Source organism: Candidatus Rhabdochlamydia oedothoracis (genome assembly GCF_019453995.1).
Taxonomy (GTDB): domain Bacteria; phylum Chlamydiota; class Chlamydiia; order Chlamydiales; family Rhabdochlamydiaceae; genus Rhabdochlamydia; species Rhabdochlamydia oedothoracis.
The window spans coordinates 1178951-1203263 of the sequence record NZ_CP075587.1 but is presented as its reverse complement, the minus strand read 5'-3'; the positions used below and the strand labels follow the sequence as shown (position 1 = coordinate 1203263).

The following is a 24313-nucleotide window of genomic DNA, read 5'->3' as shown; positions in this document are numbered from 1 at the left end:
TGCAAATTTTTCTCCAGAATATCCTTCATATGCTAAAACACTTTTTACACCGAACAAATTGTTTTTATGTAGTGAAAATGCTTCTATAGTGGTTCCGATTCAATCGTATAGAAAAATATTTTGTTTTGTGTTAAGCTATTGAGTATGAAAAAACTGATCCCTAGCCAGAGAGCTGACTTAGAACACAAGTTAAAGCATCCAAAAGACTATTCTGAACGGAATAGGCTTTGTGTAATTTTGGGCTATGATGAGGGTATCTCAACAAAAAATCTTGCTAAAACACTCCGGATAAGCCCTATCACTGTTCAGAAATACCTCAGAGAATATGATTCCGAAAATAAAACTGGAAGTAGCCCTCGAGGCGGTAGCAAATCAAAACTTTCACAAGACCAAAAAGAGTCTCTACTAAAACCTACATGAAAAGACCTATCTTAAAGTCAAAGGGATCATAGCTTATGTGCATGAGCAATATGGGATAAAATATTCCCGAAGTGGCATGACAGATTGGCTCATACAGCACGGATTTGTTTATAAACGTCCTAAAAAGATTCCTGGGAAATTAGATCCTGAAAAACAACGAATTTTCATAGAACAATATAGGGCTTTAAAGGAGACCTTAAACCCTGATGAAGAGATCTATTTCATAGATGCTGTGCATCCTGAACATCAGTCCCAAGCCGTATGTGGATGGATCAAAAAAGGCGTTCAAAAGACTTTGCAGACATCCGGGAAACAATTGCGATTGCATTTTGCTGGAGCTCTTTGCCTGACAGGAATGAAGATTTTTACAGAGGAATATAAGACAGTTGATGCCGATGCAATGCTCGATTTTTTCAAGAAGCTAGAAAAACAGACAGAGGCTCGAATTATTCATGTAATTTTGGATAATGCAAGATCAAACAAAAATAAGAAACTAGAAGAGTTTCTGATGTCTTCTAGGATTAAAGTGCACTATCTCCCTCCTTATTCGCCGAATTTGAATCCTATTGAACGCTTGTGGAAGATCTTAAAGGAAAAGAAGGTATACAATCGATATTACGAAACGTCGGTGACTTTTTTTCAGGCAATTAGAGGATTCTTCTTAGAAGAGATACCGAAAATAACAGATATTTTGAAATGTAGGATAAACGACAAGTTTCAAGTCGTTGACTTAAATCCCATTAAGCTAGCCGTTTGAATCGGCACTATATACACCCATTTCTGTCAGTGATATTAGCGGTGGTAATGTGAATCGCATGAGGAAGCCCTTGGGAATCGACTACTATATGTCTTTTTATTCCTGATATTTTTTTTCCTGCATCATATCCTTTCTTCTCCGCTGTATCAGTATTTTTAACACTTTGAGCATCAATAATTACACAGCTTGTTTTCTCTTTCCGACTTTTGCGTGGATAGAAAAATGTCGCAGGCTATGGAAAAATTGCGAAATAAAACTACATACAAGCCTGAATATGGTGGTTCTTGCTTTTATTGCTCTACTTTTGAAAAGATTTTAAACAGGCTCTAAGGCTTTTTATAGGTAAAGTTTAACCGATGCAATAAAGAAACCATAGCTGATGGCGTATAACATATTCCAAATTGGTCTTTGGCAAAATTGACAACTTGTTTAGCTGAACTGGGAGCTTCTTCTTTTACATAGATTTTTAGTTGTTTAAGTTGGCCTTGATTGAGCCGGCATGTCCTCATCTAGGATTAAAGCATGTGCTACTTGTGGGTATGTCCCCACCCTTCATCTAACAATAAAATAGATTTGATTCTATCGCATAGCCTTTTATTCCGTTCATGGCGATGACGAGCCTTGAGGATGTCTTTTTAGTTTCTTGTTAAAAAGTTCGCTTTTAGTTGCATATGAGCAAAACTCATATCTCAATCCATTAGAAAATTTCAATGAATTTAGTGTTTGAAAAGTCTTTTTTCTAATGCATTTCAGTATACACAGATAACATTCAAGGGAGAACAAATGTATGCTAATCTTTATGAGACTTAAAATGATGTATGCATAAAATTCAAGATAATATACTTTTCATAAAAGAATAACTTCAGCGTTATTTAGGTTATTTATTTTCGCGAAATTTTGCAACAAATAAGTATTCGTGTTTTTGTTTTTTAAAAAGTTGAATAATTTAATATTAGGAAATAAAAATGAGCTTTATAAATTCAAGTATAGCAATCAATGGATCTTTTAATACAGAAAGTAATACTAGTATATATTTTGATAGATCTTTTCGAGGTCCCTTGCCTAATGAATCTCCAATGAATGCTACCAATATGTCTCCTTCAAATCGAAAAGCAGATAGATCTTTTCGAGGTCCCTTCCCTGATGATAGTCTAATAAATTCTATAGAGGCATTTTCAAATGAATCTCCAATGAATGCTACCAATATATTTTCTTCAAATCGAAAAGTAGATAGAGTGGCTAAGGTGAAAGTTGGAAATGGGTTTACAGATCCAAAATATGGAAATATTCCACGGTCAAAGCGTATTCATGCAAGACATACAAGATCTTCTGAAAGAAATACTCGTAAAAACCCCTTAGTTATTTGTGAAGAAGAAAAACGTAATATAACATCAACTAAGGACAAAGAGATTAGACGTTTGATTGATTCAAATATCAAGGATTTGAAAGATGAGAGATCTAAATGTACAGAGATAACATTACAGGGAAAAAAAAAGTATAATGATCTTCTTTCGAATTACACTGTAGAAGAAATAGCTTATTTAGAATTAATAATTAAAAACAATCGTTGCATAAAAGAAAATCAGATATGTAATAAGTCTTTAAAAAAAAAAGAGAGCAAGATTGCTCAATTAGAAAAGCAGTGTACAACAACAGAACCAATAACACTTGAACGAACTCAATTTCATGCAAGACATACAAGATCTATTGATATACCATTTGATGATCTAACCCTTGAAAGAAATACTCGTAAAAACTCCTTAGTTACTTGTGAAGAAGAAAAACGTAACATAACATCAACTAAGGACAAAGAGATTAGACGTTTGATTGATTCAAATATCAAGGATTTGAAAAATGAGAGATCTAAATGTATAGAGATAACATTACAGGGAGAAAAAATGTATGATGATCTTCGTTCGACTTACACTTATCTAGAAGAAATAGCTTTAGAATTAAGAACTACAAATGATCATTGCATAGAAGAAAATCAGATATGTAATAAGTCTTTAAAAGAAAAAGAGAGCAAGATTACTCAATTAGAAGAGCAGTGTGGTAGATTAACTCGATATACAAAAATTTCAGAAAAACCAACTACAATACTTGAACTAACTCAATCAACAACCGCTTCAGAAACAACAGTTAAGCAAACAAAACTAACAGCTGCTACTTCAACAGCAATATCTGAACCAATCACAACATCAGAAAAACCAACTACAATACTTGAACTAACTCAATCAACAACCGCTTCAGAAACAACAGTTAAGCAAACAAAACTAACAGCTGCTACTTCAACAGCAATATCTGAACCAATCACAACAACAGAACCTAAAATAACTCAATCAACAAATATTCAACAAGGGATTGCATTAATAGTATCAGGTCTATTTATAATTGGAAGTTTATTAGCTAGTATTTTCATGTTTAAGAAAAAAAGAAGATACAAGCGTAGTTTACATCTCGTTAATAACTTAACAACTTCACAGAGACAAGGCCATACTCAAGTATAATTTGCAATAGATAAGACTTAAATTGACACTTAGTGGTAAATAGTAAAGAAAAACAGCTTTTGCAACTAAGAGCCTGTTTAAAATCTTTTCAAAATTGAGGATATTCTGGAGAAAGATTTGCAAAGAGTGTACAGGAAATATTAGAATATATAGTAGAAATAGCAAAAAGAAATGCACTTCATACTTTTACAGTCATTTCTAGAAGATGGATTGTAAAGTGTTCTTTTGCGTGGATAGAAAAATGTCGCAGGCTATGGAAAAATTGCGAAAGAAAACTACATACAAGCCTGAATATGGTGGTTCTTGCTTTTATTGCTCTACTTTTGAAAAGATTTTAAACAGGCTCTAAGGAGCAACCCCTTCTTTGTGTGTAATTATGGCATGTATAGTGGATATCAAGGGCTGGGAAAACTTCATAAAAGAACTCGAACGCTTAAAAGGAAGAGTAAGAAAACCTTTTGATAAAAGAAGATAAATACAATATATAGAATGATTGAAAAAAGGGAAACTTATGCAATCACAATCCATTGACCATTAGACTGCCTTTTACAAACATGAATAGCTCTCTTTTTAAATTGAAAATTTTCACTATTAAGTTTAGTCAAAAACCTTTTTTGCTAATACACTTTTTTCTCCCTCAGAACGAGCCACAAGAACCGCACAACAGCTGTCGCTAAATACATTTACGGCCGTTCTACACATATCTAATAAACGATCAACTGCAATAAACAATCCAATTCCATCAATGGGAAGTCCTATGGTTTTTAAGATCACAATAAGAGCAACTAAACTAGCAGAAGGAACGCCTGCTACTCCAATGGAAGAGATCAATGCAAGTAGGACTATAGAAAATTGTGTGACAAAAGAAAGTTCAATTCCATAGGCTTGAGCAATAAACATAGCTGCTACACATTCATATAAAGCTGAGCCTGACATATTCAAAGAGGTTCCTAAAGGAATAACTAAACTGCAAATACGATTGGATACGCCGGCTCTTTTTTCTACACAGTCAATAGTAATGGGGAGGGTAGCTGAAGAAGAACTGGTAGAAAAAGCAGTAATGATAGCAGGGGTCATGGCTTTAAAATGACGAACAGGGGAGACCTTAGCTATCCATTTTAATAAAAGAGGAAGAGCGACTAAGGTAAAAAATATAAACCCTAAGAAAATCGTTACTGTAAATAATCCCAAGGAATAGAGCGAATGCAGTCCTGTTTCAGACATGGTTTTAGCAACGAGAAAAAAGACACCTATAGGTAAAAATTTAATAACGACATGGGTAAATTCAATCATAATTTGAAAGATACCCTTTGCAAAATCTAAAACGGTTTGAGAAAAATGGGATTTAACCTTAGAAATACAGTATCCAAAGAGTAAACTAAAAAAGATAATTCCCAGCATTTCTGTTTTAGCAAAGGCCGCAAAGATGTTCGAAGGAATAATCTTTAGAAGAAGCTCGCTAAAGCGATGATTTGCATGTGTTTCAACTAATTGGTGCTTCATGTCTGTCAAATCAGCAGAAGAGGACACATGTTCCGGGGTAATAGAAAGACCAGGGCCGATTATATTTACAAAAAAAAGCCCTATTAAAATAGCTAGAAGAGTTGTACTTATGTAAAAAGTCACCATCTTTAACCCTAGCCTTCCCACAGATTTTTGATCTCCTATACGAGCAATGCCTGTAATCACAGAAGAAGCAACCAAAGGGATTACAACAAGAGTTAGAGCATTAATAAATAAAGAGCCAAAAAACTCATAAAACGGGTGAAGCGATGAAAATAGGTCTATTCCAAAAATACTCTTCCCTTGTTGCGTACAATCTCCTATAATAATTCCTAAAGCGATTGCAATTAATACTTTCCAGGGGCTTTGTCTTTTTTTACTAGTCATTACTTTGTATTCCTTTAAATTTATGTAATTCCTATGCTAGTCTACCTAAACTTTTCATTTTTATCCATTTTCTTATGCCTGAATTGCCCGAAGTCCAAACCACTGTTAATCAATTAAAAGTCTTTGAAAAAAAACATCTTATCAAAGTTAAGGTACATGATTTTAAACTCAATACGCAAAAAGCACTCGACTCACTAAAAGATCAAATTCTTTTATCTATTACCCGCCGTGGAAAATATATGCATTTTGCTTTTGAAAATCGATCTTTGATCGTTCATTTGCGTATGACAGGGCAGTTTCTGATAAAACCGAAAAAAGAAAAGCATGATCGGGCAACCTTTTTCTTCTTCGATCAGCCTCCGCTTTTTTTTAAAGACACCAGGCGTTTTGGGACCTTCCTCATCACCAATAAGCCAGAAGAGGTTTTTCAGAAGTTAGGTAAAGAGCCTCTTGATCCTTGTTTTACGCCAGAGGAGCTGTATCAGTTGCTATTATCTAGAAAACAACCTCTCAAAGCAGCTCTATTAGACCAAACCTTGATTGCAGGTTTAGGTAACATTTATACCGACGAAGCTCTGTGGAAAGCAGCTCTTCATCCTCAAAGAAAATCCTCTAGCATCTCCTTTGCAGAAGCAAAGATTTTATTCTTTGCCATTCGAGAGGTCCTGCAAAAAGGACTTGATCAAGGAGGAACCAGCTTAGGAAAGGGAAACGCCAATTTTCATGCTATAAATGGTCAAACAGGTAAAAACCAAAATCATTTATGGGTCTATGCTAGGGAAAAGCAGCCTTGTCCTATTTGTAAAAACCCTATTCAGAAAATAGCCTTCCAACAAAGAGGGACCCACTTTTGTCCGCTTTGTCAAGGGATTTAGCATCTATCTCTAAATAAAATAAATGTTTGTTTTAATAAGAAGTTAATGTTATTATCTTTTGAATCAAAATCATTTAAAGTGAGGTTTTTTAAATGAGTCTTGTATTTCCTGAAAGAATGGATAGTTCTGGAAAAATTGAATATCCTAGTTATACCGTAGCTTTTGACATATGTCAAAATAACAAAAAAACAACTACTCTTGAAAAAGTGCAAGTATGCGCACAACGCTCTTTTCAGTTGGTTAGCATTTTCTTTGTTTCTTCAAAAGATGCTCTCTTTAAAACTTTAGGGGGTGCTGGTACCTCTTTCAAGTACACAGTTCTTAGTTATTACGGTTCTTGGAGCCAAATTCCTTTTCCTGAAAATGCTCATTTAGTTGTTTTCAAAATTGTTTTCTGGATTGTTTCTATGGGGTGGGGGATTGTTACAACTACCTTTCGTCTCTTTTCAGAAAGAGCTTCACCAGGTCATGCTTTATTTCTTAAACAATTTGCCAGTGATGAAATCGACGTAGATCACATTAAAACAGAAGAAATTGGTTTAGATGCAAGTCATGTGCCAGAAGATATTAAAGTCGATACTTTGAAAGAGCTTTTTGATAAAATTAATTTTACAGATAAAGCTGCTCCAGGATATATGGCAGAAGGATCCCGCCAAGAACAAAATAAAATTTTTTCTCCGGAAGAATTAAGAAAAAACCTCAATGAGTTTATACATAGAGTCAATACAAGAGAAGCGTTCATAGGAACTCCATCAACTCATGATGTATTTCAGCTTATGGATTTTTATCAACAAATTGAAGATGCGGTTCGTCTTTCTATTCACAAAGTAAGAGAAAATGTAACAGACTTTGAAGATAAAAATAAAAATAAGTCTGGTTCGTTTATCTATGATGAACTTGCTGAAGATAAAAAATGCGAATACAAGAATCTTTTAGAAACACAGGCTCGTGTAGCTTTAGATTTAGCTATTGCAGGGGGACATTGCGGAGCCCGATATATGGGTGAGGCTATGGATGTATATTACAACATTTATAATGAAGAGGGTGTTTCCAATGATAAAGATCTTCAAGGAACTTTAATCGAAATTTTAGCTAAAAAACGCGAAGAGATCGCTAAAGCAGAAGCTCAAAAGCTAGGCTTAGACGACAGGACTTCTGATACAACCCATCAATTTACTAAGTACATGGGCAATATGGGTAGGCTTCTTGGAATTCCAGGAACTAAGAATATTATAGAATATCTTTCACAGAGCATTGACACCTACCAATTACTAAATGATTTCTTCCAGAAATATACTGTTGATACAATTATCAAGACCATTCAAGAAAAAATAAAAACCTCTCAAAGCTTTCGAGAAAAAATCACGGATTGGATTAAAGACCAAATAAAAGATTGGAATCATGAAAAGTATGAAGATATTGATGTTATTTTTAAAGAGATAGAAAATATTCGAAATAGCCCTCTAAAAGAAACTATATTATCTTCTAATTTCCAAAAATTTCAAGACTTACTCCTCTATCTAAAAGGCGAAAAAATTGACTTACCAGAATTAAAAGAAGGTTGGGATAACTTTCTCCAAGAACTTTTTGCTTTAGATGAAGTAAAGGAAAATTTAAATAATGCGGTAGATAGAAATAACATAAAAACAAGTTGCTCTGAATCTACGCTTAGACCTGAACTACTTCAAGAGCTGCAAAGGACAATTGCTTCTGGTAATTTCACGCCAATCTCTTGTGATCGATATTTGCCAAGATTTATTGAAAACCAAAAGATTCAGGAAATGAAAAAAATTCTTCCTTTTGCGGAAGATGATTCTTTATTGAGATTATTAAAAAATGAAACTGATTTAATAGGATTTATTCGAGATTATCAAGAGCGAGTATGCCAGGAAGATTTTCTTGACTTTCTTGGTTTTGGAGAAATACTTGAAAAAATAACGTCGGTTTCTGCCGAAGATTTAACCGGTACTAAGAATTTAACGTATGCTGAAAATAGAGCTTATCAAAGATTGATAGAATGGATTCTGGTCTCTCAAAAGATTTTAAAGCCTCAAGTCGAGTCTAATCAGAATGAAATAGGGTATATAAATTTAGCTGAAAACCAAGTTAAGTCTTATGCTGAAACCGTACATAACGCTTCTCAAGAAATAGAAAAGCGCATTTCTCTAGAAAAACTGCTTACATTACTACGCAGTAAAGATGAAAATGCTGAAGACGTGTTTGCTGGTATACCAGATCAAGGTATTAGATATAGAGAAGCGACTAAGTTCAAAAGAGATGCAGTTTTAACATGGGTTTTTAATCAAAGTTTTCAGAAAAATCCTGATGGCATAACTGCTGCTGCAGAAAAAGTGAGCAAGCAAGTCTTTTATCCTAAGTGGAAAGAAGTTTGTTTGATTCAACTTCCCAAAGTTCCCGCATATACTTTCTGCAATACCTGTTTCAAAGTTGCTTTAATCATATCTGCTATATTTGCTTCTATTTTTTCAATCTATCGAGCACATGAACGAATAGGACACCTTTTTGTAGCTAAGGGGATTCCTTTTATTATCAATCATGTTCCTGTCCAGATTATTCGATCTGGTAATGCAATCATAGGAGTCAAAGAGTTTATTTGGAGAAATCGTTTTACAGTTATAGCAATTATCTGGTTAACTACAAAAGGAATAAGAAGGTTGCCTGAAATCCCTTATTTGAGTGCAGCTGCTAGATCTATTAATCTATGGGTAGTTCATAGACGTTTAACTTCTTCGCCTCAAACTATTTTCTGGTTTGCCTTGGCAAAGTCTACTTATAGTATAGGTAGTGTTTGGAATACATCTCAAGAGATTGGTCAACGATTTCGTAAGATATCTAGCAATGCTGAAAAAGAAAGAGATATAGCATATAGACAGAAATCCTTAGAAGTTTGGAAAAGCTGTCAAGTTGCTTTAGCATAAAGCTTTAAGAGAACCGCTCTAATAAGTGGTTTTCTTTCTATACTCAAATATATTAGAAATAAGATTTACAGGTTGGAAAATACATAGATTTTTTCCAAATACTTTAATTATACTAGTGCGATTCCTCGTGCATCATTTTTGTCTGTCTTATTTATTTTCAAAGCGCAAGAATCGTACTCAGCTTCCTTGCATCCATACATAGGGGATCTATAGCTCTTTTTCTAAATCCTGTGACTAGGTAATGAGATAAACATCCACTTTCAAAGCCAATAACGATTTCTTGAAAATCTCTTTTGGAAAAATAATCTGCTAGTAAATCAGGATCTGTTTTTTCTGAACCTTCATGGACAATCTTACCTTGTTCATTTAATACACAGATAAAAGTTCTTTTCATTGATACATCTATAGTGGTTCCGATTCAATCGTATAGAAAAATATTTTGTTTTGTGTTAAGCTATTGAGTATGAAAAAACTGATCCCTAGCCAGAGAGCTGACTTAGAACACAAGTTAAAGCATCCAAAAGACTATTCTGAACGGAATAGGCTTTGTGTAATTTTGGGCTATGATGAGGGTATCTCAACAAAAAATCTTGCTAAAACACTCCGGATAAGCCCTATCACTGTTCAGAAATACCTCAGAGAATATGATTCCGAAAATAAAACTGGAAGTAGCCCTCGAGGCGGTAGCAAATCAAAACTTTCACAAGACCAAAAAGAGTCTCTACTAAAACACCTACAGGAAAAGACCTATCTTAAAGTCAAAGGGATCATAGCTTATGTGCATGAGCAATATGGGATAAAATATTCCCGAAGTGGCATGACAGATTGGCTCATACAGCACGGATTTGTTTATAAACGTCCTAAAAAGATTCCTGGGAAATTAGCTCCTGAAAAACAACGAATTTTCATAGAACAATATAGGGCTTTAAAGGAGACCTTAAACCCTGATGAAGAGATCTATTTCATAGATGCTGTGCATCCTGAACATCAGTCCCAAGCCGTATGTGGATGGATCAAAAAAGGCGTTCAAAAGACTTTGCAGACATCCGGGAAACAATTGCGATTGCATTTTGCTGGAGCTCTTTGCCTGACAGGAATGAAGATTTTTACAGAGGAATATAAGACAGTTGATGCCGATGCAATGCTCGATTTTTTCAAGAAGCTAGAAAAACAGACAGAGGCTCGAATTATTCATGTAATTTTGGATAATGCAAGATCAAACAAAAATAAGAAACTAGAAGAGTTTCTGATGTCTTCTAGGATTAAAGTGCACTATCTCCCTCCTTATTCGCCGAATTTGAATCCTATTGAACGCTTGTGGAAGATCTTAAAGGAAAAGAAGGTATACAATCGATATTACGAAACGTCGGTGACTTTTTTTCAGGCAATTAGAGGATTCTTCTTAGAAGAGATACCGAAAATAACAGATATTTTGAAATGTAGGATAAACGACAAGTTTCAAGTCGTTGACTTAAATCCCATTAAGCTAGCCGTTTGAATCGGCACTAGTATATACTAGTTTGATTTCAAATTAAGAATTGTATAACTAGGTTTTTTTGAAAAAAATGCTCTATCTTGCAAGAAGATGTTATCTTTTGTTAGTTCTAAATAAGAACCTAATACATGTGAGTTATATCGAAATCCGTCAGAGCCATTATGGCCCTACGTATCACCAGATTTTTTTCATTCAATGAATTGGAAAGAAATGATGGAATTTAAAAAAAACCAACTAGACTTATTTAGCGATTTTAATGATGGTTTAGAACATGAATTTGAAGCGGGTTGGGCTGTTTTTAGATGGTTAACCATAGGCTATGAGTCAGGACTAAAAGAAAAACTTAATAAAGTTATAGATGAGCAACTAAAACAGTGTTTAATTATTACTGGATTAGTACAACATAACAAAAAACATTCCGATCGTTTAGGAATAGTAAGAACGATTTTAGATTTAGATAGTTTTAAATTATATAAAGACAAGTATATATCTATACTAAAGCAGCTAATACCCGGTGACAATTTTGATGAAAACAAAGTTCAGCAAGCGTTTGCATCACTTACAAATGCAACATAATATCGATTATCAGACGTTGATAATATACTAGTGCCGATTCAAACGGCTAGCTTAATGGGATTTAAGTCAACGACTTGAAACTTGTCGTTTATCCTACATTTCAAAATATCTGTTATTTTCGGTATCTCTTCTAAGAAGAATCCTCTAATTGCCTGAAAAAAAGTCACCGACGTTTCGTAATATTGTTCTATGAAAATTCGTTGTTTTTCAGGATCTAATTTCCCAGGAATCTTTTTAGGACGTTTATAAGCAAATCCGTGCTGTATGAGCCAATCTGTCATGCCACTTCGGGAATATTTTATCCCATATTGCTCATGCACATAAGCTATGATCCCTTTGACTTTAAGATAGGTCTTTTCCTGTAGGTGTTTTAGTAGAGACTCTGTTTTTGGTCTTGTGAAAGTTTTGATTTGCTACCGCCTCAAGGGCTACTTCCAGTTTTATTTTCGGAATCATATTCTCTGAGGTATTCCTGAACAGTGATAGGGCTTATCCGGAGTGTTTTAGCAAGATTTTTTGTTGAGATACCCTCATCATAGCCCAAAATTACACAAAGCCTATTCCGTTCAGAATAGTCTTTTGGATGCTTTAACTTGTGTTCTAAGTCAGCTCTCTCTAGAGTATATAGTGGTTCCGATTCAATCGTATAGAAAAATATTTTGTTTTGTGTTTAAGCTATTGAGTATGAAAAAACTGACCCCTAGCCAGAGATTCGCCGTTATATGGATTTCAAGCAAGCATAACCGCAAAAACAAGAAGAAGGATAATCATCCCACATAATAAGCCCTAAAGTGTATCCGAATCCGATAAACCTTAAACTGTATCCGAGAAGCTGTCTAGAGATTTCAGCGGATTTTATTAATAGATTGCTACAAGATCTTAAATAATAACCATCCAATATAATAGACCATAATAAAAGAAGCCCTATAGAGTTTTTTGCAATCTCTGATGAATTACTATCAAATGAATTACTATCAAATATAAAATAATAAATATCCCGTAAATTACTCTGTGTAATAATAAACACTAATGAAAAAAGCCCTGCAGCTTCCACTAAACCCCCTAAAATGCTTTTAGATAGATTTTTTAATGAACTATTATGATGAAATTCAATTTGAGAAACGTGTTGCGAACCGAGCTTATTAGCCATGGTCAAATAGAAGGCTAATGCTAATGGGGATATTACAAACAGCGGAGGAATCTTAAGGTCTGTAAATTGTTTGAGAGCCTTCGCTACACCTACAGAACAATTTATACTGTTTATTCTTACAGCATTTTTTTTTAATTCATCAAGTTGGTTTGGTGTCACAGAAATGTTAAAACGAAAAAACGACGATCCACATCTTGTTCTGCTCTTTGCACGTTCAATCATCTGCGATAAAATTTTTATCCGCGGTAAACTTTTTACTTTCCTAGTTTCTCCTACATCTATTTGACTGCAGCACATTGTATCCCTAATTTCGGTTATAATTGTATCCCTAATTTCGGTTATATTGGTGAATGTATACGACTTTCCATTTATCTCTAATTCAGCGTGCCCTAGCGGCAAGCTTGGAAAAGGATAGTAAATATAAGAAGCTCCATAATCACTTGTAGAATTAATACCCATAAAACTCCCATTCATTAATGAATTGGTAAAAAATTTAACATATTATTATTTATCTTTTCAAGTTTAAAGTGCACAGAAGAATTAAAAAAAGAATAGGCAGGCGATTGTAAAATAAGGATCAAGAAGCTCTTGTGGGTAACTGATAATGCAGAATTCGTTGTAATTGCCCCATGCCCCATTAAAACCGTTCGGTATTCTGCAATCTTGCTTTAAACTTTATTATTTGCATATTATTCTAAGTAACCTGAAAGAATCTTACCTGCAATGAAAAAAGTAGCTATTATGTGTGCTCAGGGCTTAGGCGATGCTCTGCTTATGATGATTGTAGCCCATCAATTCAAATGCTCTGGATATGAACCAACTGTTTTTCATAGTTATGCAAAAGAGTTGACCTCTCTTTTTAAAGATGTTTGCATTCTCCCTTATCCTGATCAGTTAGAAAAAACCTTCGTCCCATTTGAGCGCGTTATTATCGAAAACGATCACTCGAAAAGAGCTTATGACCTTTTTGGACTGCGCGAAGCAAAAAAATTGAATAATCTCACCTTTTTTTTCCCTACGACTTCTCCTAAATTTCAAGAAGGAGATTTTCTTTTTGATCCGCGGCTTCCTATTGCGTCTAATATTTGCCGAGCCTGTCAAACAGTGCTCCAAATACAGAACGCAACCAAAGAAAACGGTATTTATATTCCAAAAGGAATACGCCGCAGATTTGTTAAACGCATTGTGATACATCCGACTAGCAATGATCCAAAAAGAAATTGGTTTTCTTCTCAGTTCCTTGCTCTAGCATATCGCCTGCAAAATGAAGGCTATTGCATTGGCTTTTCTGTTAGCCCATCTGAGCGTGCTGATTGGCTTCATGTGGAAAAAGAAGGATTTGAGCTTCCTTCTTTTTGTGATCTGAGCGAGGTTGCAACTTATATATATGAATCGGGGGTTTTTATTGGAAATGATTCAGGAATTGGCCATTTAGCCTCAAACCTCGGCATTCCCACATTAACCATTTCTGGAAATCCTAAGAGAGTGCGTCTTTGGCGCCCTGATTGGCATACAGGCCATATTGTAACTCTTCCCTTTCCTCTTCCCAATTTCAAAGGCCTCTATCTTCCTATCAGGGAAAATTTTTGGCAGCACTTTATTTCGGTTTCGCGCACACTAAAAGCGTTTCATAAGCTTAAACAGGCAAGCGCATGAAAGCTGCTGTTATTTGTTCACAGGGAATGGGAGATGGTCTTCTTATGATGATTGCTTCTCAATATCTTTTTTCAAAAGGATATATGGTTACTACCTACCAGGATTCTCTCCCCCAACTCAATACATGGTTCCCCAATCATCATTTAAAAAAACGCTCTTCTCTAAAGGAACTTGAAAAGCAGCTTTCTGCTTATGAGATCATCATTCTGCAAAATGATAATAGTTCTTTATCAAATGCCATCATTGATCTCTACAAGCTTGGGAAGCTTTATAAATTAAGCGTTTTTTATTCTAGTTATGAAGAAAGAAAACACGCTCGTTTAACTTCACTAGATCGGGTTTTTGACCGCTCACGCTCTATGGTTGATAATATCGTAGGAGCCATTGCTTCTATTTTACAGTGCCCAGAGGTTTCAAAAAACAACGGATTGGTTATCCCCTGTGAATTTAAGCAAAATCGCTATCCAAAACGAGTATTGATACATCCAACAAGTACAACGCCTTTACGAACATGGAGTGCTCATAAATTTATTAAAGTAGCTCAAAATTTGGTTCAAAAGGGTTATGAAGTGGCTTTCTGCGTCAGTCCTTCAGAGCGTCCTGAGTGGTGTTTATTGGTTAAAGATAGATTTCCTCTACCTTTTTTTCCCTCTTTACATGAATTAGCGGGATTTATTTACGAGTCTGCTTTTCTTATCGGTAACGAGTCTGGAACAGTCCATTTAGCTTCGAATTTGCAAATCCCTACCCTTGTTATCGCTTCTTGCCAAAAACAAATGGCCCTTTGGCGCCCCAGCTGGTTCTCTACTAAAGTGATTACACCTTATCGCTTTATTCCAAACTTTAAAGGGTTTCGTCTTCGGCAAGAAAGATGGCAATTGTACATTTCTCCAAAACAGGTTATTCGAGCTTTTATTAAAACCAATTTTATAAACAAGTAAATCAAGGTCTCTATTCGCGCTCATCGCTTTAAGGCATAGATAAATGTGATAAACAGCCACTTTCAAAGCCAGCAACTGTTCATTCAACACACAGATAAAAGTTTTTCATCGATACATCTAATCCAATATAATGGCTTCATGGGTTGCTCCTCATTTTTTTGCTCTTTAACGAGCAGTTTTGAGATTTGAAAAAATCTCGTTTATATTGGAGAGTTTAACCTACTCCGTCTAAGGAGTAACCCCTTTTTTTTGTGCAATTATGGCATGTATAAACGAGTATAAATACACATTATCGAATAGGAAGAAATCAAGCTAAATTTCTTTTATTAAAATCTTAATCTATATTGGTTCCGATTCAAAGGAGACCTTAAACCCTGATTGCTGGAGCTCTTTGCCTGACAGGAATGAAGATTTTTACAGAGGAATATAAGACAGTTGATGCCGATGCAATGCTCGATTTTTTCAAGAAGCTAGAAAAACAGACAGAGGCTCGAATTATTCATGTAATTTTGGATAATGCGAGATCAAACAAAAATAAGAAACTAGAAGAGTTTCTGATGTCTTCTAGGATTAAAGTGCACTATCTCCCTCCTTATTCGCCGAATTTGAATCCTATTGAACGCTTGTGGAAGATCTTAAAGGAAAAGACGGTATACAATCGATATTACGAAACGTCGGTAACTTTTTTTCAGGCAATTAGAGGATTCTTCTTAGAAGAGATACCGAAAATAACAGATATTTTGAAATGTAGGATAAACGACAAGTTTCAAGTCGTTGACTTAAATCCCATTAAGCTAGCCGTTTGAATCGGCACTAGTATAGATCGACTACGCTCATGAATGCTTTTAATTTTTTTTAGATATTCTGCGGTTTCCCTAGCTCTTTTACTGGGCTTTCTACAAACAAAGCAATAAAAATTGCTTCTAGACACCTTTAAAAGTTTTGCCATCTTCTTCACTATACACTTGTAATGCTGCTTTTTCATAAACTCTAATTTGCTTTTCTTGGTCGTGAGAAGATGGTCATAGCCTTTTTTAAGATATCTTTTTCCTGTTTCCTATCTGCTAATTTTTTACGAAGGCGATACATCTCTTCATTGCAGGGTTTGATCTTGCCTGATCCAGGAAAACTCTTTTCTCCTTGCTCTTTAAATTCTTGAATCCACCCGGCTAAAGTTCCCATAGGAACTTCAATATCACGGGATATCGATGTCATGGATTTCCCGCTTTCTCTATAGTGCTTTACTATATTTAACTTAAATTCTCGATCATATTTTTTTTGATTTCTCATAAGAACCTCTTTAATAAATTTGTTTTAATCTATTCGGGTTCTTCATGTCCAATTTATTGTAGCAAGATCATTTTTTAGATAATCTTAAAAAACATATTCAAGCAACAAACAAGGCTTATCTAAGATAAAGCCTTGTTATATAAATTTGATGAAGATTAAGCAATTGTAACTTTTTTACAGAGGTATACATCTTGGATTGCATGAAGGATTTGCACGCCTTCTTTAAGAGGTCTCTGAAAAGCTTTACGTCCAGAAATCAAGCCCATACCGCCTGCTCTTTTATTAATAACAGCTGTTTCTACAGCTTGGTTTAAATCATTTGCTCCTTCTGAAGGCCCACCTGAATTAATTAAACCCACTCGGCCCATGTAACCATTTGCCACTTGATAACGACATAGATCAATCATGTGATCAGAACAGAGTTCTGTGTACATTTTTTCTGTTTGCTTACCAAATTTTAGCGCTTTAAAACCACTATTATTTACAGGTAATTTTTGTTTTACAATATCCGCTCCAATCGTAGCCCCTAAATGATCTGCTTGACCGGTTAAATCAGCTGCTTCATGAAAATCTTTATCAGCTGTTTTAAAAGCAGGATTGCGTAAGTAGCACCACAAGACAGTCGCCATGCCTAAATCATGAGCGAGTGCAAAAGCTTGAGACACCTCTTGTATTTGCGTGCGGCATTCCGGTGAACCAAAATAGATTGTTGCCCCTACAGAAACACAACCCATATCATACGCTTGTTCCACATTTGCAAACAGGGTTTGTTCAAATTTGTTAGGATAGCTTAATAGCTCATTGTGGTTTAGCTTCAGCATAAAGGGAATTTTATGCGCATAACGACGCGCAACCATACTTAGAACACCCAAGGTAGAAGCAACAGCATTGCATCCTCCTTCAATAGCTAATTTTACAATATTTTCAGGATCAAAATAGTCGGGATTTGCAGCAAAAGAGGCTCCTGCTGTATGTTCTATTCCTTGATCTACCGGTAAAATGGAGAGATAGCCCGTTCCTCCTAGGCGTCCTGCTTGAAACATCATGTTTAAACTATTTAACACGCGATTATTGCGATCAGATTGGGAAAAAATGCGGTCGACAAAGTCAGGACCTGGTAGATGCAATCGCTCTTTAGGAATCTTACAAGTATGATCCAGTAAATCTTTAGCTTTTTTACCTAATAGCTTTTCAATATGAGTAAGCGACATAGAAGAACCTCTAGATTTTAAAATTTTTAAAAAAAGACAACTATATATAAAAAAACAGCTTTTTTAAAGAATTTTAAGATCTAAAAGGCAAATTTCTGTAAATTCTTAGCTTTTATTTTTATAAAAAAATTTATTTTTGCAGAATTTGTTCGATTTCCTCTAAGCTTTTCTCCTTTGTTTCAGGCACATATCTAAGCACAAACCAAAAAGCTATCATGCTAATCACGCCATAAGCAAGAAAAGATCCTCCAATTCCCATAGAAACTAATAAACTAGGAAATGTCAGTGAAACAAAATAATTACAGAGCCAATTTACAAATGTAGCAAGAGTCATTGCTTTACCGCGTACCTTTAATGGATAAATCTCTGAGAGCAACACCCAGGTGATTGGACCTAAACCAATAGCAAAAAAAGCAACATAAGTCATTAAACTAACGACAGCCATTTCATCAATTAATGAAGAGCGTAAAAAAGAAGTAATAGCAAGAGAGCATAAACTAACCACCATTCCTGCAATTCCTATCAAAAGCAACCTTCTTCTTCCTATACGGTCTAATAGCCAAACAGATACAAGTGTGGCTAATACATTAATCACACCAATGGACAAAGTAGCAAAGGTAGCACTAATAGCAGACGTATACCCCGCTCCTTGAAAAATACGAGGCGCGTAATAAATAATCGTATTAATCCCTGTAATCTGTTGAAAGGCGCTAATGAAAAGCCCTATGAATAAAATGGGGCTTAATTTAGAGGAGAATAAAAGCCTCCAAGCTTTTTTATTCCTAGAGCTAGCAGAATGCTTCATTTCACCAATATGGCCCTTCCAATCTCGATCTAAACGCAATCTCTCTAAAACAATAATAGCAAGACGAGACTTCCCATTTTTAAAAAGCCAACCAGGAGATTCCGGTGTAAAAAAAAGAGCAAGCAATTGAATCGCAGCAGGAAGGCTGCCAATAATAAACATTTCTTGCCAATCTGCTTTTTTTGCATAAATATAATTAATGATATACGCTCCAAGAATTCCGAGCGTAATGAATAATTGATAAGTAGAAACGATCGCTCCTCTATGATTAGGAGGTGCAATTTCAGCAAGATATAAAGGCGCTGTTACAGAAATAACTCCAACAGCTATCCCGCTGACCACACGCCCAGCTAGCAGCATAAAATAAGAATGCGATTCCGCTGTAATCCAAGAGCCCAAAATAAATAAAACAGCTGTCAGCATAATCGTCCATTTACGCCCTAAGCAATCGGCTAAATACCCCCCTATTAAGGCCCCTGCAAGAGCTCCTAATAAGATGATGCTAACCAATACTCCTTGTTCTGCAATAGATAGATGAAAAATCGGAGATAAAAAAATTAAAGCCCCTGAAATAATGGCTGTATGATATCCAAATAATAACCCCCCTAAACAAGCTGTTGTCACAACAAAGATCATATATCTGCTTAAACGCTGCTTATGAGCCATATTTTGCCTCTTTTTTTTGTAGTGTCTTTTTCATAAGTCGATGTGGAATACCAATTTTTTCAATGGTAGGACCCTCCGGTTGATAACCCATTTGCTGATAAAAACCTTCTACTTCTTTATACGCATAGAGATACACGTAATAGATGCCTTTTTTTTCCAACCCTTTTTCTAATGTACAAAGTAATTTGCGGCCAAATCCTCTTCCTCGATACTCTTCACTCATGACCATTTGGTAAATACGTCCCTTAATTTCACTCTCTGGAGAGAAGGAAACCGAGCCCACTACTTTTTTGCTTTCTAAAACAACCAGATGCAAACCGTTTATTTCCCCTGGTATTTCTTCGGTTTCTGGAGCTAAACCAAGTGGTTTATGCAACGTTTCCCAACGCAGCATCTTGGCTAAACCATATTCTATATTGTCAACAGTAATCCATTTGAATTTCATAAGACACATACTCCTTTTATAGATAAAGAGTTTCTTTCTTTGCACCATACAATAAAGTGGTATTTTTATAAAAAGAGGTAACTTATTTGTTAACAAACCCTGAGAAGAAAGCTCTTTAAATAATCCCCTTCGGGATGAAACAAAGAAATAGGATGATCGGGTGTTTGAAAAAGAATCATAAAGAATCATAAGGCATTTTAGCCAAACTCAGGCGGTTTATTTCTTTATATCCAAAGCTAAGCACATTATTCATGTCTTGCCTTCTCTTTGCAAAAACAGGAGGATCTAATTGTCGTAAATACTCGAATACATCTGCTTGAACAATGGAATGCGCTTTTACTCACATCTATGCTAGTTACATGCTTAGCACCAGCTGATAGAGCAAATAAAGATAATCCTCCCGTATAAGAAAAGCAATTCCAGATCTTTTTACCTTTAGCGTGACGAAAAATGAGTTGACGCATTTCTCTTTGATCTAAAAATAAACCGGTTTTTTGTCCCTCTTCAGGGGTAACATACATAGATAAGCCATTTTCTTTTACAAGCAGCTCTTGAGGAACTTTCCCAAATAAAATCGCTTTCTTCTCTTCTAAAACTTCTTGCAAACGTGCTGAAGAAACGGATTTCTCTAAGACCCCTGATAATAGGGGGAAGTTTTTTTAATAATAAAGAGAGAATTTTCTCTTTTAAACGCTGCATGCCCCATGTATTGATTTGCATAACAGCTATGGTGTCGTGGATGTCAATGATAAGACCTGGAAGCTCATCTGCTTCAGCATTTACTAATGCGAAAACAAATAGTTTTTTTGGCAAAATACTTTTTTACGCAACTCAATAGCCCGATCTAAATGCTTATTCAGCACAACATCTTCTAAATCTCTATCAAAGCTTAACGCCCTTGCTGCCAGAGAATTATCTTTATGAAAGTACGCTTGTGCTAAATATTGTCCAGAAGAGCTATAAACCTCTAAAATCTCTCCTTGTTCAAACTCTGGCAAAGAATCAATAGCTCCAGAAAAGATCCACGGATGTCGATGTAAAAGGGATTTTTCTCGACTAGGCTTTAAGATAGCTCGTTTTTTCATACAACCATATTAAGTGAGGTTTTTTTCTCTAAAGATCGAATGGCTTTTCCAATCAAATCATAATCAGCGACATCTGTGATTTCCACTTCATATAACTCGGGCACATTTTTTACCTTGCGAGCGTCATTGATAATTACCATACCATCAATCTCCGGTGCTTGCCCAGAAAACCTTCCACATAGAAGATAGGGGGAATCAGGATGAGTGTCTTCTATAATAACAGGTATTTTTTGCCCTATATATTTTTGATTTCTTTGGGTAATAACCTGCATTTGCGCCTTTGCTACTCTATCAAAACGAGCCTGTTTTACTTCTTCTACTATATGATCTGGCAGCTTTGCAGAAGTAGATTGTTCCTCGCAGGAATACTTAAAAATCCCAATATGTTCGATAGGATGTTTTTGGATAAACTCAATAAGTTCATCCACTTCTTCCTCTGTTTCTGAAGGGAATCCCACCATTAAGCTTGTACGAATGACCACATTCGGAACATTCTTGCGCAACTTTCCTATTGTTTCAATAATCTGTTGCTTAGAGGTTTTTCGTTTCATAGCTTTTAAGATCCGATTACTAATATGCTGAATGGGCATATCTAAATAAGGACAGATTCTCTTATCAGCTTTCATTAAAGCAATTAACCCATCGGTGATCTCATCAGGATAAAGGTATAATAACCTTAACCAAAAAGAACCTTTTTCAGATAAAAGAAGAGAGATCACATTCTCTAATCCTTGTTTATCGACTAGGTCTTTGCCATAGTCCCCTAAATCTTGAGCGATTAAAATCACTTCCTTTACCCCTTGAGAAACAAGAGCACGAAATTCTTTAAGAATTTGAGGTATAGGTTTACTACGCAGGCGGCCTTTAATCTTGGGGATAATGCAAAAAGCGCATTGTTTGGCGCATCCTTCTGCTATTTTTAAATAAGCATAATGCTTTGGTGTGGATAGCTGTCTTGGTATCTCACCCCATTCCAAATAGCTACGGGCATTAGATACCGCTTCTCCAGGACTATCAGCTATAATGGCTTCTAAAATTTTTTCCACATCCCCAGAGCCTAAAAAGTAATGAATATGAGGAAATTGCTCTTTGAGCTGGTCTTTATGTTTTTGCACCATGCAACCAGCCACAATGACCTTTGCCTCTGTTTTTTTCTCTTGGAAAAAGTTATGTACCGAACCGATAGACTCTTGTCTAGCAGAGGCTAAAAACCCACAAGTATTAACCACTAGAAAATCTGCTTCATTAAGCTGATCTGTAATCTGATAGCCAGCCTTTAGCACCATTCCTAACATAACCTCGGTATCCACTAGGTTTCGGGCACATCCAAGGCTAGTAAAGTGAATTTTATTTTTTAATGTTTTTAACTGAGAAGGGTATTTCATGATTTTGCCTTAGTAAACTTAAAGAAGTATCAATAAAAGCAGAATTTCCTACCAGTTCTTATTATTAAAAAAATATTTACTAATAGATTATATTAAGATTAGATTAACATCAAATATTAATTAAATAAACATATTAAATTAATTACGTTTTAATTTATAATTAATATCTATTTGAATAATAAACAATATAAAAGGAAATAATTATGGCAACTTTAACACAAACAAATAGGTTCACACCTTTTGCTCTCCCTCCATCATATCAGGAGGCGATGGGAATAAACATTCAACCAACGGCTCCTGTTCAATCACTAGAAGACGCTCTTATAGAGCTTGGGCAAAACTCTGAAAATGCGCATATTAGAAATATTGCTCAATATCATATAACGCCTAAACAACCCAACCTAGCAAAAAAAATTAAAACCTTTTTTGCCGAAAAGTGGACTGCAACTAAAGCGTATCCTCAAGCGGGTGCAAATAAAGTAAAAAATATCTTTAATTCTGCTTATCACCACCCAACTGTTCCTTATATCGGGGCTGGCCTATTAGGTACAGCTACAGGTTTATTAATGGGCTTAAGCGTTCCTACAGGATTTATGCTAGGTGTTGCTGTAAAATTGGGAAGTATAGGTTTAGATAAAGGGCTAGATGCTATCAATAGTGCTAGTAATCAAATATTTAACTGGGTTAATGGTTCTAAACCAGAATCAGAAAATATCTCACAATCCTCTTTTAAACAGACGGTTAGAATTGTTCCGATTGCTGTTTTAAGCTTCTCTTTAGGGTTAAACTCTTATAATCTTGCTTTAGCTAGTAAAATTGCTGCTACTGCTGTGGTTATTGGAGCCGGGGCTTTTGCAATAGGAACCACTGTACATGCACAGTAGAGCCTAAATTTAATTGAGATTTTTTTGAAAAACCAGCTGTATTTAATCTTTGATTATCCTAATATAAGTTGATCTTTTTTAAGAATATAGGTCAGCTTTTTTTATTCAAAAAATTTTCTTAAATAAGGCAATAAAAGTTGTTAATCTTTAATAAGATACTCTACTTTCACTAAGGAGAAATTATATGTCAACCCCAGCAAGCTTACCATTTTTAAGTCAGCCACTTAAAACATTTTTTAATAAGCAGACTAATATAAAGGATTATCTAATCGGTCAAACCGCCTTTAGTACAGCCTTGGGATTTTTTGTCTGTCGCCTTCCTTTTTTTCAATCAGCAGCATTAGGCTTGGCAACTGAAGGTTCTCGGTATGTAACAGACAAAGCAATTGCGCAACTCTCTGCTAAATTCTCTTTTATCGAAAATAATAGAACAGTTGTAAAAACAGCTTTGGTTGCAGGATCATTTTTTTTAGCAAAAGCGGTAATTAATACAATTCTCCCAGGCTCTTCGACTCTTTTTAGAGCTGGTCTCTTAATGAGTGCTATTTATTTAGTGGCAGAGCCGATAGCTACAACAATTCGCCAGGCATGCACTAAAGAAGGCAAGACGGTTAAGCAATCTCTGATAGATATTAAAAACGATATCGGCAAACAATACCCAATTGCAACACAAAAAATAAACGATCTATGGAATCGTTTAGTTGGTAACAATTCTTAGCACTCTTAGCTACTTGTTTCTTAAAAGCTCATCTTGTTATAATAAGATGAGCTTTGTTTTTTTACCAAATTCTTAGTACAAGCTCTTTTTATATTTATCTAGTTTGTTGGTTTTTATAATTAACGTTTAGGAGTTTTTATGCTGTCTTTTGACATGTCAGTGAAAACACCTGATAATCAAGAAAAATCTCTTAGAAGGTACGTAGCAGAGCAAGCAATTGTCGGATTTGTAATAGGAAGAGTCTTTTATTGCCTATGTCCTTTATCAGGAGCTCTTTTAGGAGCTGCTACCGCTGGTTCTCATGTAATCAGAAAGAAGGAGATCTTAGAAAAATTTCCAGATCCTTTCAGGAATCCTTTATTGAAAATCAATGATACCATAAACAAAACAGCCCTATTAGCTATTGGTTTTTTCACTTCTATATTGTGCATAAGTTTACTAACAGCCCCTCCTCTTCCCTTTTTCAAAGCAGCCATTGTTATGGGATATGTTCACAACATGGGAGGAGAGACTTTTAATACAATGTCTGAGCTTTTCGCAAACGCTTATTCAAAAATAAATTTACCTAAAAAAACAAAGGAGTATTTGCCAAAAAAAGCCATTTGATTATCCTAGCTT

At 35.2% G+C, this 24313-nt stretch carries 26 protein-coding genes and 4 pseudogenes; 15 read left to right on the top strand and 15 right to left on the bottom strand.

Annotated features, from left to right (window positions below; genetic code table 11):
- The first annotated feature begins 144 nt into the window (after positions 1–144).
- Positions 145–420, top strand: a complete 276-nt coding sequence (locus tag RHABOEDO_RS06665; protein WP_220017460.1) for a helix-turn-helix domain-containing protein — start codon at positions 145–147, stop codon at positions 418–420.
- Positions 421–433: 13 nt separating this feature from the next.
- A pseudogene (locus RHABOEDO_RS06660) lies at positions 434–1177 on the top strand (IS630 family transposase); the annotation flags it as partial.
- A gap of 10 nt (positions 1178–1187) precedes the next feature.
- On the opposite strand, the pseudogene RHABOEDO_RS06655 reads toward RHABOEDO_RS06660, so the two are convergent.
- Positions 1188–1367, bottom strand: a pseudogene (locus RHABOEDO_RS06655) (transposase); the annotation flags it as partial.
- A 12-nt stretch (positions 1368–1379) separates the two neighbouring features.
- Here RHABOEDO_RS06655 and RHABOEDO_RS06650 point away from each other — a divergent pair.
- Positions 1380–1496, top strand: a pseudogene (locus RHABOEDO_RS06650) (IS5/IS1182 family transposase); the annotation flags it as partial.
- A gap of 7 nt (positions 1497–1503) precedes the next feature.
- Here RHABOEDO_RS06650 and RHABOEDO_RS06645 read toward each other — a convergent pair.
- Positions 1504–1686, bottom strand: a complete 183-nt coding sequence (locus tag RHABOEDO_RS06645) for a winged helix-turn-helix domain-containing protein (protein ID WP_220017458.1) — start codon at positions 1684–1686, stop codon at positions 1504–1506.
- A gap of 456 nt (positions 1687–2142) precedes the next feature.
- Between RHABOEDO_RS06645 and RHABOEDO_RS11510 the strand changes: the two genes are divergently transcribed.
- Both RHABOEDO_RS11510 and RHABOEDO_RS11505 read left to right on the top strand, forming a co-directional pair.
- A complete protein-coding gene (locus RHABOEDO_RS11510) occupies positions 2143–3684 on the top strand; it encodes a hypothetical protein (protein WP_220017457.1) in 1542 nt (513 codons plus the stop codon).
- Positions 3685–3782: 98 nt separating this feature from the next.
- A pseudogene (locus RHABOEDO_RS11505) lies at positions 3783–4022 on the top strand (IS5/IS1182 family transposase); the annotation flags it as partial.
- 259 nt (positions 4023–4281) lie between these two features.
- Here the strand turns inward: RHABOEDO_RS11505 and RHABOEDO_RS06630 are convergent.
- A complete protein-coding gene (locus RHABOEDO_RS06630) occupies positions 4282–5574 on the bottom strand; it encodes a dicarboxylate/amino acid:cation symporter (protein WP_215217526.1) in 1293 nt (430 codons plus the stop codon).
- A gap of 74 nt (positions 5575–5648) precedes the next feature.
- Between RHABOEDO_RS06630 and mutM the strand changes: the two genes are divergently transcribed.
- Both mutM and RHABOEDO_RS06620 read left to right on the top strand, forming a co-directional pair.
- Positions 5649–6449: a bifunctional DNA-formamidopyrimidine glycosylase/DNA-(apurinic or apyrimidinic site) lyase gene (gene mutM / locus RHABOEDO_RS06625; RefSeq protein WP_215217527.1), complete on the top strand. Its 801-nt coding sequence runs from the start codon at positions 5649–5651 to the stop codon at positions 6447–6449.
- A gap of 92 nt (positions 6450–6541) precedes the next feature.
- The gene (locus RHABOEDO_RS06620) at positions 6542–9388 is read left to right on the top strand and encodes a hypothetical protein (RefSeq protein ID WP_215217528.1); all 2847 of its coding nucleotides are present in this window, start codon (positions 6542–6544) and stop codon (positions 9386–9388) included.
- A gap of 157 nt (positions 9389–9545) precedes the next feature.
- Here RHABOEDO_RS06620 and RHABOEDO_RS06615 read toward each other — a convergent pair whose 3' ends face one another.
- A complete protein-coding gene (locus tag RHABOEDO_RS06615) occupies positions 9546–9782 on the bottom strand; it encodes a hypothetical protein (RefSeq protein WP_220017456.1) in 237 nt (78 codons plus the stop codon).
- Between the two features lie 69 nt (positions 9783–9851).
- Between RHABOEDO_RS06615 and RHABOEDO_RS06610 the strand changes: the two genes are divergently transcribed.
- Complete coding sequence (locus RHABOEDO_RS06610; protein WP_220017455.1) at positions 9852–10886, top strand: IS630 family transposase; 1035 nt, start codon at positions 9852–9854, stop codon at positions 10884–10886.
- A gap of 210 nt (positions 10887–11096) precedes the next feature.
- Positions 11097–11459 (top strand): hypothetical protein, encoded by a 363-nt coding sequence (locus tag RHABOEDO_RS06605; RefSeq protein ID WP_220017454.1) that lies wholly within the window; start codon positions 11097–11099, stop codon positions 11457–11459.
- 38 nt (positions 11460–11497) lie between these two features.
- Here RHABOEDO_RS06605 and RHABOEDO_RS06600 read toward each other — a convergent pair whose 3' ends face one another.
- The 3 genes from RHABOEDO_RS06600 to RHABOEDO_RS06590 form a co-directional block, all read right to left on the bottom strand.
- Positions 11498–11869, bottom strand: coding sequence for a helix-turn-helix domain-containing protein (locus tag RHABOEDO_RS06600; RefSeq protein WP_281069577.1), 372 nt, complete (start codon positions 11867–11869; stop codon positions 11498–11500).
- A gap of 11 nt (positions 11870–11880) precedes the next feature.
- Positions 11881–12102, bottom strand: a complete 222-nt coding sequence (locus RHABOEDO_RS11130; protein ID WP_281069576.1) for a helix-turn-helix domain-containing protein — start codon at positions 12100–12102, stop codon at positions 11881–11883.
- A 75-nt stretch (positions 12103–12177) separates the two neighbouring features.
- Positions 12178–13068: a hypothetical protein gene (locus tag RHABOEDO_RS06590; protein WP_215217592.1), complete on the bottom strand. Its 891-nt coding sequence runs from the start codon at positions 13066–13068 to the stop codon at positions 12178–12180.
- Positions 13069–13332: 264 nt separating this feature from the next.
- Between RHABOEDO_RS06590 and RHABOEDO_RS06585 the strand changes: the two genes are divergently transcribed.
- The 3 genes from RHABOEDO_RS06585 (at position 13333) to RHABOEDO_RS06575 (ending at position 16012) form a co-directional block, all read left to right on the top strand.
- Positions 13333–14265: a glycosyltransferase family 9 protein gene (locus RHABOEDO_RS06585; RefSeq protein WP_215217593.1), complete on the top strand. Its 933-nt coding sequence runs from the start codon at positions 13333–13335 to the stop codon at positions 14263–14265.
- Entirely contained in the window at positions 14262–15206 is a 945-nt protein-coding gene (locus RHABOEDO_RS06580; RefSeq protein ID WP_215217594.1) for a glycosyltransferase family 9 protein, read from the top strand. Before RHABOEDO_RS06585 ends, RHABOEDO_RS06580 begins: the two co-directional genes overlap by 4 nt.
- A gap of 374 nt (positions 15207–15580) precedes the next feature.
- Complete coding sequence (locus RHABOEDO_RS06575) at positions 15581–16012, top strand: IS630 family transposase (RefSeq protein WP_320412796.1); 432 nt, start codon at positions 15581–15583, stop codon at positions 16010–16012.
- A gap of 184 nt (positions 16013–16196) precedes the next feature.
- Here RHABOEDO_RS06575 and RHABOEDO_RS06570 read toward each other — a convergent pair whose 3' ends face one another.
- The 8 genes from RHABOEDO_RS06570 to rimO form a co-directional block, all read right to left on the bottom strand.
- The gene (locus tag RHABOEDO_RS06570; RefSeq protein ID WP_215217020.1) at positions 16197–16496 is read right to left on the bottom strand and encodes a transposase; all 300 of its coding nucleotides are present in this window, start codon (positions 16494–16496) and stop codon (positions 16197–16199) included.
- Positions 16497–16651: 155 nt separating this feature from the next.
- On the bottom strand, positions 16652–17707 hold the full coding sequence (locus tag RHABOEDO_RS06565; protein ID WP_215217019.1) for a class I fructose-bisphosphate aldolase: 1056 nt from the start codon (positions 17705–17707) through the stop codon (positions 16652–16654).
- Between the two features lie 130 nt (positions 17708–17837).
- Complete coding sequence (locus RHABOEDO_RS06560; protein WP_215217018.1) at positions 17838–19178, bottom strand: sugar porter family MFS transporter; 1341 nt, start codon at positions 19176–19178, stop codon at positions 17838–17840.
- Positions 19168–19623: a GNAT family N-acetyltransferase gene (locus RHABOEDO_RS06555; protein ID WP_215217017.1), complete on the bottom strand. Its 456-nt coding sequence runs from the start codon at positions 19621–19623 to the stop codon at positions 19168–19170. The genes RHABOEDO_RS06560 and RHABOEDO_RS06555 overlap by 11 nt, the downstream gene beginning before the upstream one ends.
- A gap of 245 nt (positions 19624–19868) precedes the next feature.
- Complete coding sequence (locus RHABOEDO_RS06550; protein WP_245397491.1) at positions 19869–20144, bottom strand: class I SAM-dependent methyltransferase; 276 nt, start codon at positions 20142–20144, stop codon at positions 19869–19871.
- Complete coding sequence (locus RHABOEDO_RS06545; RefSeq protein WP_215217022.1) at positions 20128–20436, bottom strand: hypothetical protein; 309 nt, start codon at positions 20434–20436, stop codon at positions 20128–20130. Before RHABOEDO_RS06545 ends, RHABOEDO_RS06550 begins: the two co-directional genes overlap by 17 nt.
- Positions 20406–20708 (bottom strand): hypothetical protein, encoded by a 303-nt coding sequence (locus RHABOEDO_RS06540; RefSeq protein ID WP_215217015.1) that lies wholly within the window; start codon positions 20706–20708, stop codon positions 20406–20408. Before RHABOEDO_RS06540 ends, RHABOEDO_RS06545 begins: the two co-directional genes overlap by 31 nt.
- Positions 20705–22093, bottom strand: a complete 1389-nt coding sequence (gene rimO, locus RHABOEDO_RS06535) for a 30S ribosomal protein S12 methylthiotransferase RimO (protein WP_215217014.1) — start codon at positions 22091–22093, stop codon at positions 20705–20707. Before rimO ends, RHABOEDO_RS06540 begins: the two co-directional genes overlap by 4 nt.
- 269 nt (positions 22094–22362) lie before the next feature.
- Between rimO and RHABOEDO_RS06530 the strand changes: the two genes are divergently transcribed.
- The 3 genes from RHABOEDO_RS06530 to RHABOEDO_RS06520 all read left to right on the top strand — a co-directional run bounded on the left by RHABOEDO_RS06530 (position 22363) and on the right by RHABOEDO_RS06520 (position 24301).
- Complete coding sequence (locus RHABOEDO_RS06530; protein ID WP_220017451.1) at positions 22363–22977, top strand: hypothetical protein; 615 nt, start codon at positions 22363–22365, stop codon at positions 22975–22977.
- Between the two features lie 184 nt (positions 22978–23161).
- Positions 23162–23695 (top strand): hypothetical protein, encoded by a 534-nt coding sequence (locus RHABOEDO_RS06525; RefSeq protein ID WP_215217012.1) that lies wholly within the window; start codon positions 23162–23164, stop codon positions 23693–23695.
- Between the two features lie 138 nt (positions 23696–23833).
- The gene (locus RHABOEDO_RS06520; protein ID WP_215217011.1) at positions 23834–24301 is read left to right on the top strand and encodes a hypothetical protein; all 468 of its coding nucleotides are present in this window, start codon (positions 23834–23836) and stop codon (positions 24299–24301) included.
- Positions 24302–24313 lie beyond the last annotated feature (12 nt).

Coding starts and splice junctions, on each gene's coding strand:
- RHABOEDO_RS06590 (WP_215217592.1), bottom strand. CDS start 13,068: ATGGGTATTAATTCTACAAGTGATTATGGAGCTTCTTATATTTACTAT.
- RHABOEDO_RS06520 (WP_215217011.1), top strand. CDS start 23,834: ATGCTGTCTTTTGACATGTCAGTGAAAACACCTGATAATCAAGAAAAA.
- RHABOEDO_RS06615 (WP_220017456.1), bottom strand. CDS start 9,782: ATGAAAAGAACTTTTATCTGTGTATTAAATGAACAAGGTAAGATTGTC.
- RHABOEDO_RS06565 (WP_215217019.1), bottom strand. CDS start 17,707: ATGTCGCTTACTCATATTGAAAAGCTATTAGGTAAAAAAGCTAAAGAT.
- RHABOEDO_RS06605 (WP_220017454.1), top strand. CDS start 11,097: ATGGAATTTAAAAAAAACCAACTAGACTTATTTAGCGATTTTAATGAT.
- RHABOEDO_RS06560 (WP_215217018.1), bottom strand. CDS start 19,178: ATGGCTCATAAGCAGCGTTTAAGCAGATATATGATCTTTGTTGTGACA.
- RHABOEDO_RS06570 (WP_215217020.1), bottom strand. CDS start 16,496: ATGAGAAATCAAAAAAAATATGATCGAGAATTTAAGTTAAATATAGTA.
- mutM (WP_215217527.1), top strand. CDS start 5,649: ATGCCTGAATTGCCCGAAGTCCAAACCACTGTTAATCAATTAAAAGTC.
- RHABOEDO_RS06620 (WP_215217528.1), top strand. CDS start 6,542: ATGAGTCTTGTATTTCCTGAAAGAATGGATAGTTCTGGAAAAATTGAA.
- RHABOEDO_RS06555 (WP_215217017.1), bottom strand. CDS start 19,623: ATGAAATTCAAATGGATTACTGTTGACAATATAGAATATGGTTTAGCC.
- RHABOEDO_RS06525 (WP_215217012.1), top strand. CDS start 23,162: ATGTCAACCCCAGCAAGCTTACCATTTTTAAGTCAGCCACTTAAAACA.
- rimO (WP_215217014.1), bottom strand. CDS start 22,093: ATGAAATACCCTTCTCAGTTAAAAACATTAAAAAATAAAATTCACTTT.
- RHABOEDO_RS06585 (WP_215217593.1), top strand. CDS start 13,333: ATGAAAAAAGTAGCTATTATGTGTGCTCAGGGCTTAGGCGATGCTCTG.
- RHABOEDO_RS06665 (WP_220017460.1), top strand. CDS start 145: ATGAAAAAACTGATCCCTAGCCAGAGAGCTGACTTAGAACACAAGTTA.
- RHABOEDO_RS06530 (WP_220017451.1), top strand. CDS start 22,363: ATGGGAATAAACATTCAACCAACGGCTCCTGTTCAATCACTAGAAGAC.
- RHABOEDO_RS06540 (WP_215217015.1), bottom strand. CDS start 20,708: ATGAAAAAACGAGCTATCTTAAAGCCTAGTCGAGAAAAATCCCTTTTA.
- RHABOEDO_RS06645 (WP_220017458.1), bottom strand. CDS start 1,686: ATGAGGACATGCCGGCTCAATCAAGGCCAACTTAAACAACTAAAAATC.
- RHABOEDO_RS06580 (WP_215217594.1), top strand. CDS start 14,262: ATGAAAGCTGCTGTTATTTGTTCACAGGGAATGGGAGATGGTCTTCTT.
- RHABOEDO_RS06610 (WP_220017455.1), top strand. CDS start 9,852: ATGAAAAAACTGATCCCTAGCCAGAGAGCTGACTTAGAACACAAGTTA.
- RHABOEDO_RS06630 (WP_215217526.1), bottom strand. CDS start 5,574: ATGACTAGTAAAAAAAGACAAAGCCCCTGGAAAGTATTAATTGCAATC.
- RHABOEDO_RS06550 (WP_245397491.1), bottom strand. CDS start 20,144: ATGTATGTTACCCCTGAAGAGGGACAAAAAACCGGTTTATTTTTAGAT.
- RHABOEDO_RS11510 (WP_220017457.1), top strand. CDS start 2,143: ATGAGCTTTATAAATTCAAGTATAGCAATCAATGGATCTTTTAATACA.